We start from the raw sequence: 12,214 nt of genomic DNA, 5'->3' as shown, positions 1-12,214 counted from the left end.
GCGTCAAAGCTTAAACTGCAGCCGATCGGCAACCCGCCTGGCGATCTCCGCCGGCGCCTCGCGCGGGTAGGGATGTACGGAGCTGACGTTGATCTCACCGAGCACGTAGCTGTCGCTCCCGTCGGCTTGGACGGGGCCGAGCATGAAGTCGGCGTCCCAGATGGCAGGCAGGTCGTCTCGCGCGATATCCAGCAACGAGGTCAGTTGTGGCGTCCACTCCTCCTCCATCAGCCGGCGCAGCCGCTGGAAGCGCGGGTCCGCATTCGATGTGTAGAGCCGCGGTCCGGCCTCGGAACGCGCGGCCGGCGAGTCGACCAGGGCTTTGACTTTGTGATAGCCGAAGCCGGCGCAGCGGTCGCCGGCCATGTAGCAGCGGACCACGCCCTCGCTCAGGCGAGGCTGGAACGGTTGGTCGATGACGCTGCCGTTTTCGAAATACTCCGCGCAGCGACGGAGGAAATCATCCAGGGGCAGTTCCTCGGACGCCTCCTTTGTTGCGTCGAGCACCCTTATCTTGAGGGAAGCCGGCAGCTTCTCGACCTTCCAGACGCCTTGACCACCGTTGCCGCGGTTGCGCTTGATCACGCGCGGGCCGTCGGCCAGGCGCGTCGGCAGTTCTGCGCCCATCTCGGCGGCGGTTCGATACAGCGCAGTATCGCTTCCCCATCCCATCGAGCGGGTACGATAGAGTACCTCCTTGGTGCCCATCTTGAGGATGACGTCCGGATGAGCGCTGACCCACACGCCTTGGGCGGCGACGTCGCGCAGCAGGGCGTCGAGACCGGCGCGGTTTCTGCCGTCTTGAATGGGGTTGACCCAGACGAGCACGCCGTTGACCGCGAGCAACTGTTCGCGGACCTCCTCGGTAAAACTTTCATCATAGATCGCCGGGCGCCCTTCGACGCCGACGGCGGCGAGTGCTTCGAAGACGTCGACGAAGCGGCTGTTTTTCGAGGTCGCATCCCGACGCGCGACGGCGTCTCCTCGCGAGAGGATGGCGACGGTGCGTTGAGGGATGTTTCTTTCGGTGTCCATGCGCGAGCTCCACGTGGTGCGTGCTGCGCAGAGCTTGGACCGAAGTCTCACGGGGAGTCTGCTTGTCCCCTCGGGAACATTGTACGGGAGAACGTCAGGGCCTTTCAAGACGAGCGAAGAGGCTTTCTCCCGGGCGCGGCCGCTCGATGTCGGCATCGCCGGAGTGGCTCGGAACCACTGAAATCTACGTGATGTTCCCGCGTGGAGTCTCGGGTGCGGCGTGTTGACAGCTTGGTGCTCCGGGAGTTCAATTCAGGGCATCGGGGATTTGCGATCTCCCCGCGAGGCGACATGCCCAAGAATCGCGTCCACCAAGGGCGCAGCATGCCTTCATTCCTCATCCACATTTCGCCCGACACCTTTCCCAGCGATAGTCGCGTCGACCGCGCCGAGGCTCATCGATCTCGTGCATCGACACGGAGCTCTCCGCCGAACGCTCGTCTTGGCTTGCCGCAACGGCAAGAAGTTGGAGCGGAGGCATCGCGGCCCTTCTCCGCTGCACCCGGGTAGAACTCACATGCCAGGAGAACCCAAATGCGAATACCGATGATTTGTCGCGCCGCCATGCTGACGGCGATCGTGGGATGGCTATCGCCCGCCCAAGCCCTGACACAAGAGGAACTGATCGCCAAGATCCAGACCGCCGGCTACTCGCAGGTCAGCGACATCAAGTCGACGGCAGAAGGCACGACCGCCAAGGCGATGAAGAACGGCAAGCCAGTGACGCTCGTCATCGACAGCAGCGGTCAGATCAAAGAGCGAAACTGAACTCGAGGAGCAGTACGATGAAACGGACAATTCAGGCAACGGTCGCGCTCGGCGCATGCATCGTGGCTTTTGCTGCGCCGGCGCGTGCGCAGAGCGTCGACTGGCAGAAGGTCGACGAGACGCTGGGGCGGAAGGCTGCCGTCTCGGACGACGTCCATCGTTACGGTTTTCCCCGTACTGATCTGTCCGTCACGCTGGACGGGGTGGCGATCAAGCCGGCGCTGGCGCTCGGCGGCTGGGTCGCCTTCAAGCCTGCGCATGGCGACGCCATGGTCATGGGGGATCTTGTGCTGCTTGAGACCGAGATCAATCCCGTCATGGCGAAGATGATCGCGAGCGGCCTCGAAATCACCGCCGTGCACAATCATCTGCTGCGCGCGAGCCCAGCGACCTTCTACATGCACGTCGCCGGTCACGGCGACCCCGTGAAGCTGGCCTCGGCGGTCCACGATGCGCTGGCCGAGAGCAAGACGCCACTGACGGCCGCGGCTGCCGCGAGCCAGCCGCCGGCCCTCGATCTCGACACGGCGAAGCTCGACCAGATCATCGGCGTGAAGGGCCAGGCCAACGGCGGCGTCTATCAGTTCAACGTCAAGCGGCGAGACCCGATCACGCAGGACGGCATGCCCTTGACCCCCGTCGGTCCGATGGGCGTCGCGATCGGCATCAATTTCCAGCCGACCGGGGGCGGGAAGGCCGCCATCACGGGCGACTTCGTGTTGACCGGCGACGAGGTCAACCCGGTCATTTTGGCGCTGCGGACACATGGCATCGAGGTGACCGCGCTGCATAGCCACATGCTCGACGAGCAGCCCAGGCTGTTCTTCATGCACTTCTGGGCGAACGACGACGCCGTGAAGCTCGCCGACGGCCTCCGCGCAGCCCTCGACAAGACTGCCAGTACGAAGAGTTGAGCCAAAGATCGAGCCAAGGAGTCGCCGATGCCTTACGAAACCAAGCCGCTGCCGTTCGATCCGAAATCGATCAGCGGCATCTCCGAGAGGGTGCTAGTCAGCCATTATGAGAACAACTACGGCGGCGCGGTGAAGCGGGCTCAACGCGATCAGCACGCAACTCGCCGAGTTGGACTTCGCCAAGGCGCCGAACTTCGTCATCAACGGCCTGAAACGCGAAGAATTGATCGCGGCGAACTCGATGATCCTGCATGAGAACTACTTCGATGGTCTCGGCGGTGCGGGCAAGCCGAACGGCGCGCTCGCCGAGGCGATCGTGCGCGACTTCGGGAGCATCGAACAATGGCGCGCGGAGTTCGCGGCGATGGGAAAGGCGGAGGGCGAGGGCTCCGGCTGGGTGATCCTTTCTTTTTCTCCCCGCGACAAGCGGCTCGTCAACCAATGGGCCGCCGATCATACGACCACGCTCGCCGGCGGCCGTCCCGTGCTGGTGCTCGACATGTATGAGCACGCCTATCACATGGACTTCGGCGCTGCGGCAGCACGCTATATCGACGTCTACATGGAGGCCTTCGCTGGGACTCGCCTCCGCGCTCTACGATCAATACGCGAAGGAAAACCGGGGAGAGATGAGGTGAGAGGGATGAGAAACCTTGCCGCCGCGGTGTTCGCGTTGGCCGGTCTGCTTGCTGCCCCATAGGCGGCGCGCGCACAAACTTGCAAGGTCTGCGCCGACCAGCGAGCCGCCTGCATGAAGAACTACGCCGGCCCCCCTGCAAGACCGAGTACCAGATGTGTCGGAAGGCGTGCAAAAAGTGAGGCTGGCGGAATCGAAGAGCCAACTTGCGAGGTGTCTCATCGCGGCACTCGCTACCGGCATCGGGGGACTGGTCACTCTCGATGCCGGCTTTGTCGCGGCCGAGAGCGTTCGGACGTTAACCGGCGCGCAGATTCGAGCGGCTTTCACTGGTAAGCAACTGACCGACGAGGTCCACTATCGGTTTGCTTATGACAGCGACGGGACGCTACGAACTTACTCGATGGGCGCAAAGCAGGTGGGAACATGGCGCATCGAGAAGAATGAGCTCTGCCTATTCCTCAAGGACATGGAGGACAGCTGCTATCGCGTGACGCAAAGCGGCGAGCGGTTCGAGCTGAAGCCGACGGGGCTCGGGGGTCCGCTCGACGGCATTTTTGAGCCTGCATATCACGGGGACGGGGAGAAGTGATGACGACGACAACGACGAGCACTGAACGCGGAAGAATGGACGAGATGGTGCGATACCTCCTCAGACTGGGTTTTCTCGGGTTCGGCGGGCCGGTCGCGCTGGTCGGCCAGATGGAACGCGAGCTCGTCGACGACAAGAAGTGGCTTACCAAGGAGCAGATGCGCGAGACCATCGCCATTTGTCAGTCGCTCCCCGGCCCGCTCGCGATCCAGGTCGGGATCTTCATCGCCTATTTGCGCTGCGGCTTCTGGGGGGCGTGGGCCGGTGGCTGGTCCTTCATCCTGCCGAACTTCGTCATCGTCGCGGCGCTCGGCGCACTCTTTGTCCATCTAGGAGATCTGCAGCCGGTCACGGGCATCTTCTACGGCGTCAGCCCCGCCGTGATCGCCCTGATCCTGCATTCCTGCTATCGGCTCGCCAAGCTCGGCATGGAAGACTGGCTGCAGTGGGTGATCGCGGCGGTCTGTCTGGCCGTCACCGTGATCCTGAAGGCCGAGGTCGCGCTGCTGTTCATCGGGGCAGGCATCGTCGGTATCGTCTACTACGGTCACATCAGGCGTCCGGCCGTCGCACTGCAGCTTGCGTTGATCCCTGCAGCGGCACCCGCGGCCGTGCCGGCCGCGACCGGCTCGACGCTGGGCAAGCTGCTGCTGTTCTTCCTCAAGGCAGGCTCGCTCACGTTTGGCAGCGGTCTGGTGATCGTTCCGTTTCTCGAACAGGGCCTGGTTCAGCAGTACGGCTGGCTCAACGAGCGCGAATTCCTGGTGGCCGTCGCGATCGGCATGATGAGCCCCGGGCCGGTCGTGATCACGGCGACCTTCGTCGGCTATCTGGTGGCGGGCTTCTGGGGCTCCCTGGTCTCGACGGTCGGCATCTTCTTGCCGTCCTTCCTGCTGGTTCTGATCGTGGCGCCGTTGCTGGCGCGCCACCGCAAGAATCCGAATGTGCAGGGCTTCGTGAAGGGCGCATATGCGGCGGCGATCGGAACCATACTGGGTGCAAGCTTCCTGCTCGGCAAGATCGCGAGCGGCGACTGGCTGACCGCGCTGATCGGGATCGTGTCGCTCGCCGTGCTGTTCCGCTGGAAGGTGAGCAATCCCTTGCTCATTGCCGCGACGGCGGTCATTGGACTGGTAGCCTATCCGATCCTGCAACCGGCATGGGTGCTCACGGGGCTGAAGTGAGATGCGGACGATGCGAGCGCTGCTCGGGAATGCTCAGACAGGGCTGCGCCTGGCGATCGTAGTCCTGGCGATTCTGCTGACATCGCTCGCCCCGGCGCAAGCGGCTGATGGCGAGACTGTCGTCTTCGTCTGCCAGCACGGGGTGGTGAACAGCCAGATCGCTGCGGCGTATTTCAACAAGGCCGCGCAGGAGCGAGCGCTACCATTCAGAGCGGTCTCGCGCGGCATCGATCTTTATCGGACGCTGCCTGTGCGGATCCAGGACGGCCTTTCACTGGACGGTCTGGAGGCGGCCAACACGCCACAACAGCTCGTCCGGGAAGACATGGCGGCAGGTCTGGTGGTAGCATTCGACGAAATTCCGGCGGAGCGGCGAGGGGACGCCAACGTGACCTACTGGTCCGGCATTCCCTTGGGTATCGATGATTATGAGACGACGCGCGACCTGATCGTCCGGCGCATCGACGGGCTCATTCCGACCCTGGCGGCAGCGACCGAAGCCGCAGCAGAAAAAGCGCCTCTCCAACTCGAAAGCAAGATCCCGCTCGGCGACGTCCGCGGCCGGATCGATCACCTCGCAGTCGACCTGACGCGGCAGCGATTGTTCGTGGCCGAACTCGGCAATGATAGTATCGGCGTGGTCGATCTGGCCGCACATAGCCTCCTCAAGACCATCACGGGGCTGAGCGAACCCCAAGGCGTCGGCTATGAACCATCGACCGACACACTCTACGTCGCCAGCGCGCGCGATGGATCGGTCCGTCTCTACGACGCCAACGAATACAAGGCGACTGGACGGATCGAGCTCGGCAGCGATGCCGACAACATCCGGATCGATACGGCCGCCAAGCGCGTCATCGTCGGCTATGGCGATGGTGGTCTGGCGGTCCTCGATCCGGCGACCCGCAGCAAGGTCCTGAGTGTGCCATTGAAGGCGCATCCGGAGAGCTTCCAGCTTGAGCCCGGCAGCGGGCGCATCTTTGTCAACCTGCCCAATGCGCGCGCGGTCGCAGTGGTGGACGGCGCATCCGCAAAGCAGATCTCCAACTGGCCGATGGACAAGGGCGGCAATTTCGCGATGACCATTGATCCTGGCCGCAGCCGCGTGCTTCTGGCGTTTCGCAGCCCCGCCGCACTTGTCGTATTCGCGACGGACGGCAAGCCGATCGCGCGTGCCGACACCTGCGGCGACGTCGATGATCTCTTCGTCGATGCAAAACGTGAACGTGTCTACGTGAGCTGCGGCGCCGGCTACGTCGACGTGTTTGAAGTCGATGGATCGACTTATCGACGGATCGCACGCCTGCCGACGGCAACGGGCGCGCGAACGTCGCTCTTTGTGCCGGAGTTGGACCGCCTGTTCGTAGCGGTGCGTGCCGGCCCCTCCGGACCGGCAGCGATCTGGGTGTTCAAGCCAATGCCTTGAGATCGACAATGCGGGAGGACGTGCATGCACGTATTGAGCCGAGGCTTTCGCAACTTTTCGAGAAGGCTCGCGTCCAGCCTGTTGGTCGCGTTGGAATTGGTGGCCTGGTCTTCTCCAGCGTCGGCCTATCGCCCCTTCGACGGGACCGATGCGGCCGTCGCAAAGAAAGGGGAAATGGAATTCGAGCTGCAACCGGCCGGCCGTCTGCGCGACGAGAGCGGAGCAAGTCTAATCGCGCCGGCTTGGGTCATAAACTACGGTTTGAGCGAAGACTGGGAAGCCGTCTTCGAGGGTCAGGGACAAACGCCGCTTTCTCCACCTGGACCAACCAGCCTGACCGCAGCCGGAGCGTTCCTCAAGCATGTGGTGGTACCCGGGAGCCTGCAGGACAAGACCGGCCCAAGCATTGCGACCGAATTTGGCGTCCTGTTACCTGACAGCACCGGGGATTCAGGCGTCGGTTTAAGCCTGGCCGGGATCGTCTCACAGCGCTGGGATTGGGGGACCATCCATCTGAATGCCGAGACGGCCCTGACCCGCGACCATCACGGCGACCTCTTCCTCGGTGTCATCATCGAAGGACCGGCGACGTGGACACTGCGGCCCGTAGCCGAGATCTTCTATGAGCATGAGTTCGGAAAGGAGGAGACGTTTTCCGGCTTGGTCGGATTGATTTACCGGGTCCGAGACGATCTGAGCTTCGACGTCGCGGTTCGTCATGCGCTCACCGGGAGGCCCCGGCGAACGAGATTCGAGCGGGCTTGACCTTCGGCTTTCCGCTTTCCTTCTTCGAAGGTCACGCCGCGCGCCAGGCGTCGCCAGTTCCGCCTCGATAGCTACTTGCGCTCCTGGTCCTCGGGATGCGCCCGCCAATCGCGTCCGACGGTCTGATGGCTGTCGTCCGGTGTTGCCTGGTTGGCATGGTCGCTCTCGCCACCCTCGGCTTTCCAGTCCCGCCCGATCTTGACGTCCTCTGCGCGACTGCGATCCTGTTGACGGGATTGCTCGGACTGCTGCGGCGTCTGAGACGGTTGTACTTGGGTGGATTGGGCTTGTGCACAGGTCCCGGCGAATGCGAGAGCCAGTGCGAGAGTTGTCGAGAGTGCCAGCGATCTGGATTTGCTCATAGGTATCTCCCTTCGTCGTTGGAACAGTGCACCAACTCGCCGTCATGAGCATTGTTCGAAAATGAGCGATGTCTTTGCTCCCGAATGCCAGGGCCGCAATGGTCAATATCTCTGCCGGTGTGGCGTGGCCCATTCTCGCGCATGTTCGATCCGCACGTGCTGCACGGACACACTCACGCGCTGCGTCACCGGCAAGTTGTTCATGCGTTTTCGCCAGCGGTGGAATGCCGGCGAGGCGATCTACATCTCCAGTACCCTAAGGCGCCGGCCTTCGCGGCAGAAACAACCTTTGATCATCAGTGTGAAGTAATTCACGTCAAGAACGTCGCTGCGGATCTATAAGCGGTAAGGGCCTGCGCCGTCGGTCCGACGTGAGTGCGAAGCCCAGGATTGGAGTGCTCCATGAACATTGGCTCGTCCTCGCAACCAACCGACTTCGCTCTCGACGTGCTGGGGCGCTACGTCTGCAACACTTTCGACGAAGCGCTCGCCAATTCTGATCCGGCCTATCGCGCCAACGCCCGGGACATCAAGGGCAATCCGTTGCCGGGCCGTGGCGACATGCGGCCGTTCGATTTCGTCGTGATCGGCGGGGGCACGTTCGGCTCTGCCGTCGCCGAGCATCTGTGGTTCCGCAGCACCGGTCGATCCGAACGAATCCTTGTCCTCGAAGCTGGACCGGTTCTGCTTGCCGAGCACATGCAGAACCTCCCGTCGATCAATCTCGGTCGGGAGGTTTGGGGACTGTCGTGGAACGCTGCCCCTGTCCTTGGCTATGCGGCATCCGGGCTGGCCTACTGCGTCGGCGGCCGCTCGATCTGGTGGGGCGGGTGGTCTCCGCGGCTGCTCGATACGGAGACCCGCACCGATTGGCCACAGGCTGTGCTCGACGACCTCAACGCGAAGAAGCTGCCGAACGGCGATAACGGCTACTTCCGCCAATCCGGACAGCAGATCGGCGTCGTGGCGACGAACGACTATATCTTCGGCGAGTTGCACCATGGGATGCGGGAGCAGCTCTACGGCGCGATCACCGCCAATCGGATTTCCGGCGCGGTCGACCTTGCCACTCTGCCCGAGGCCCCTCCGGTAGAAATCCTCGATACGCCGCCCACACTCGATGATCTCGCCGGTCTTCTCGGACTGGCGCCACCAAATCCGCCCTCGGATCCGGCCCAGAGCCAGCAGATCGAAGCCGAGATGCGCAATAAGCTAAAACTGGAAGCGCCGCTCGCTGTCCAGGCGCGGCCCGAACATGCGGGCTTCTTCCCGCTCAACAAATTCAGCGCAGTGCCGCTGCTAATCAAGGCGGCGAGGGGGGCCTTCAGCGAAGCGCCCGGTGACGACGTGCGCAAGCGCTTGATGGTCGTACCGCGTTGCCACGTGTCGCGACTGACCGTGACCAACGATCCGGACGGGGTGCTCGTCGACGGCGTACTCACCGAGCGCGGACGCATTCCGCTCTCGCCCGATGCGAAGGTGATCGTGGCCCTCGGCACCATCGAGAGCACGCGGCTTGCCCTCTCATCCTTCGGAGCCGACGGTCGGATCGGCACCAACCTCATGGCTCACTTACGTTCCAACGTCACGTTGCGTGTGCCGCGCGAGGCATTCAGCACCGTTTCCCCCAGCGTGAAAGCGCTGCAAACCTCTGCACTGCTGCTTAAGGGTCGGCATCCGTTCTTGGGGGCGGACAACAACCCGGACGGCACTTTCGGACACTTCCATTTCCAGATCACCGCGTCGGGCCTCGGTAATGCGGGATCCAATTCGGAGGCGGAGCTGTTTCAGAAGGTCCCCGACATCGACACGGTCCAGCAGCACCTGAATGCCACGGATTCGCATGTCATCGTTACGATCCGCGGCATCGGCGAGATGCAGGCGAATAACGCCGCAAGCAACGTCACGCTCGATCTCGACCCCGCCCAGGTTGACTTCGGCGAACGCAAGGCCTTCGTGAACCTGCAACCGAACCCGAAGGACGTGCAGCTCTGGGAGGCAATGGACAAGGCCTCCGACGAACTCGCGGTTGTCTTTGCGAACGGCCACAAGGTCGACTTCCTGCATCCCGTTACGGGCGCGGACGTGCAGCTCGGCGCGGATGCGACGAGCGTTGCGGCCGTCATTCCTCACGTGCGGCGCGATCAGCACCCAAACGGCCGGCGCGATCCGCTCGGCTCGACGCACCACGAAGCGGGCACATTGCGCATGGGGGACGACCCGACAGCGTCCGTTACCGACGCGAATTGCCGCTTTCACGGGGTCAAGAATGCCTATGTTGTCGGTCCTGCTCTGTTTCCGACGATCGGTTCGCCAAACCCGATGCTGACCGGCATCGCGCTCGCCCGACGTCTGGGCGATCATCTGCTGCCTCCACCACCCGCCGCGGTCGCCGAGGCCGGCTTCCGATATTTATTCGATGGTTCGGAAAAATCCGCCGATCTCTTCGCCAAATGGAACCGGGTGGGAGGCGGAAATTTCGCCCTGGTCCGGCGAACCCTCATCGCGCAGCCCGACTCGAACGGCATCGGGTTGCTTTACTACGCGGCCGAGCAGTTCGACGATTTCACCCTGCGGCTGGACTTCTGCCTCCCGCACCCCCGGGGCAACAGCAACGACAATTCGGGGGTCTTCCTGCGCTTCCGCAATCCGAAGTTGCCCGAGTTGCCGGGAACACCCGGGCCCGACGTACCCGGCAATCTCGCGACTGTGGCGGTCGACACCGGTTACGAGGTTCAGATCGACGAGGAAGCGCGGGGCGATACCCGGAAAGGCGAACTCGACGGCTTCCTCTTCAACCGCACTGGTGCGATTTACAAGGTCAAGACGATCGGCACCTCGCCAGGGCAGCAGAACTATACGAACGGGCAGAGGCTTGCGGCCGGCACATGGCACAGCTTCGACATAACCGTGACTGGTCGTACGTACGAGGTGTTGCTCAACGGTCAGCCGTCGACGAAGTTCACGGCTGACCCTGCCGACCCCAACGAGCGCTTTCGCGGACGCATGACGAGCGAGGATCCGGATTCGGGCTTCATCGGCCTGCAGGTACATACCGGCAGCGTGGCCTTCGCAAATGTCCGCATCCGATCCAACGTTCCCCTCACGGTTTGAACCATCATTCTGTCGCCTGCGGGGGGCAGCAGGTTGATCGAATAGGTCGGAATTTCCGGGGGGAAGCCGCCCCTGATTGGAGGCAACCGCGCGAGTCCTAAGGCCACCGAGGATCCAGGTCGTCGAGCACATAGACGTGCGCGTGATCCGGTGACTGCCCGCGCAAATGCGGGTGATCGGGCGGTAGCTCGGGATGTTGGTGAGGGACGAGGTCCGCCTCGACGGCCGGCCAGAAATAGAACGCCAGCGCGACGCCACTCAACGTCAGGATTGCGAGCACCCAGGCGGTCGGCGCGATCCCGGCGGACGAGCCGAGCCACCCGGCAAGCGGGTACGTCAACAGCCAGCACAGGTGAGACAACGCGAACTGGCGAACACGGCCGGCCGGTCCGCAGCGCCGGCCGACCGGCGCAGCAGGCGCCCGGCGGGCGTCATCACGCCGGAGTAGCCCATCCCAAATAGCACCCACGTCGGCAGAAGTGCGTGCCTGACGACCTCGTGTCCGGATATCGCCATGATCGCGCCGAAGGCGATCAGCGCTGCAGCCAGCATTCCCGCCGACGAGAGCATGATCCTTCGGTCGGGCAGCCGGTCGAGCAGGCGTGGCAGCAGGAGCGCCGCCGCCATAGAGCCGCCGCCGAAGCAGGCGAGTGCGACCGCGACGTTGCCGTCTGCTCCGCCCAGCGTCCCTTCACCAGGACGACGGTATTGACGAACACCATCGATCCCGCCGCAGCCACGGAGAGGTTCAGCGCCAGCAGGCCCCGCAAGCGGGGCGTCGCCAGGTAGATGCGCATGCCGCGTGTGGTGTCCTCGTAGAAGCCGCGGCAGGGTCGTGTCGCCGGCGCCTTGGGAATCGTGACCGAGACCACCAGCGCCGCCGAACAGAAGAGGCCGATCACGGTTCCGAAGAAGAGCCAGTTGAAGGTGACCAAGGTCAGCAGGCCCGCCGCAAGCGTCGGGCTCAGGAGGCTTTCCAAGTCATACGCCAGGCGCGACAGCGACAGCGCCTGTGTGTAGTCGCGCTCCTCCGGAAGCACGTCCGGAATGGTCGCCTGAAACGTCGGAGTGAAGGCGGCGGAAGCCGACTGCAGTACGAAAATGAGGACATAGACCTCCCAAACCAAGTCGATGAAGGGCAGCGCGATGGCGACCGCGGCACGGGTCAGATCCATCGCGACCAGAAAGGTTCGCCGCGGCAAGCGTCCGGCGAGGCCGCCGACGACCGGCGCGACGAACACGTAGGCGACCATCTTGATGGCGAGTGCAGTCCCCAGCACCGTCCCCGCGCTCGCGCCGGCGATACGGAACGCCAGCAATCCTAGCGCGACGGTCATCAATCCCGTTCCGATCAACGCGATGACCTGGGCGGCGAATAGATGGCGGTAGGTGCGGTGGGCAAGGACTGACAGCATGG

General features: G+C 63.5%; 9 protein-coding genes and 2 pseudogenes. 8 read left to right on the top strand and 3 right to left on the bottom strand.

Going from position 1 to position 12,214, the window contains the following annotated elements:
- Positions 1–3: 3 nt before the first annotated feature.
- Positions 4–1,035, bottom strand: coding sequence for a Cj0069 family protein (locus WN73_RS05350; protein WP_028175459.1), 1,032 nt, complete (start codon positions 1,033–1,035; stop codon positions 4–6).
- Positions 1,036–1,599: 564 nt separating this feature from the next.
- On the opposite strand from WN73_RS05350, the gene WN73_RS05345 reads away from it, so the two are divergent.
- The 7 genes and pseudogenes from WN73_RS05345 to WN73_RS05315 all read left to right on the top strand — a co-directional run bounded on the left by WN73_RS05345 (position 1,600) and on the right by WN73_RS05315 (position 7,321).
- Positions 1,600–1,803, top strand: coding sequence for a hypothetical protein (locus tag WN73_RS05345; protein ID WP_231166519.1), 204 nt, complete (start codon positions 1,600–1,602; stop codon positions 1,801–1,803).
- A gap of 17 nt (positions 1,804–1,820) precedes the next feature.
- Entirely contained in the window at positions 1,821–2,717 is an 897-nt protein-coding gene (locus tag WN73_RS05340) for a DUF1259 domain-containing protein (protein ID WP_271551961.1), read from the top strand.
- 27 nt (positions 2,718–2,744) lie between these two features.
- Positions 2,745–3,355: pseudogene (locus WN73_RS05335) on the top strand (superoxide dismutase).
- A 156-nt stretch (positions 3,356–3,511) separates the two neighbouring features.
- Positions 3,512–3,946 carry a hypothetical protein gene (locus WN73_RS05330; protein ID WP_049832572.1) on the top strand — a complete coding sequence of 145 codons (435 nt, stop codon included), beginning with the start codon at positions 3,512–3,514 and terminating at the stop codon, positions 3,944–3,946.
- Entirely contained in the window at positions 3,946–5,130 is a 1,185-nt protein-coding gene (chrA, locus tag WN73_RS05325) for a chromate efflux transporter (protein WP_028175456.1), read from the top strand. The genes WN73_RS05330 and chrA overlap by 1 nt, the downstream gene beginning before the upstream one ends.
- 10 nt (positions 5,131–5,140) lie before the next feature.
- Positions 5,141–6,556: a YncE family protein gene (locus WN73_RS05320; RefSeq protein WP_231166518.1), complete on the top strand. Its 1,416-nt coding sequence runs from the start codon at positions 5,141–5,143 to the stop codon at positions 6,554–6,556.
- A gap of 24 nt (positions 6,557–6,580) precedes the next feature.
- A complete protein-coding gene (locus WN73_RS05315; RefSeq protein ID WP_231166517.1) occupies positions 6,581–7,321 on the top strand; it encodes a hypothetical protein in 741 nt (246 codons plus the stop codon).
- Between the two features lie 71 nt (positions 7,322–7,392).
- On the opposite strand, the gene WN73_RS05310 is transcribed toward WN73_RS05315, so the two are convergent.
- Positions 7,393–7,683, bottom strand: a complete 291-nt coding sequence (locus tag WN73_RS05310) for a hypothetical protein (protein ID WP_028175454.1) — start codon at positions 7,681–7,683, stop codon at positions 7,393–7,395.
- Between the two features lie 402 nt (positions 7,684–8,085).
- On the opposite strand from WN73_RS05310, the gene WN73_RS05305 reads away from it, so the two are divergent.
- On the top strand, positions 8,086–10,797 hold the full coding sequence (locus tag WN73_RS05305; protein ID WP_080668248.1) for a family 16 glycoside hydrolase: 2,712 nt from the start codon (positions 8,086–8,088) through the stop codon (positions 10,795–10,797).
- A gap of 97 nt (positions 10,798–10,894) precedes the next feature.
- Here WN73_RS05305 and WN73_RS05300 read toward each other — a convergent pair.
- Positions 10,895–12,212: pseudogene (locus WN73_RS05300) on the bottom strand (MFS transporter).
- Positions 12,213–12,214: the final 2 nt, after the last annotated feature.

Origin of the sequence: Bradyrhizobium sp. CCBAU 45394 (assembly GCF_028128655.1) — a bacterium.
Lineage (GTDB): Bacteria > Pseudomonadota > Alphaproteobacteria > Rhizobiales > Xanthobacteraceae > Bradyrhizobium > Bradyrhizobium diazoefficiens.
This window is presented reverse-complemented; position numbering and strand designations above follow the sequence as displayed.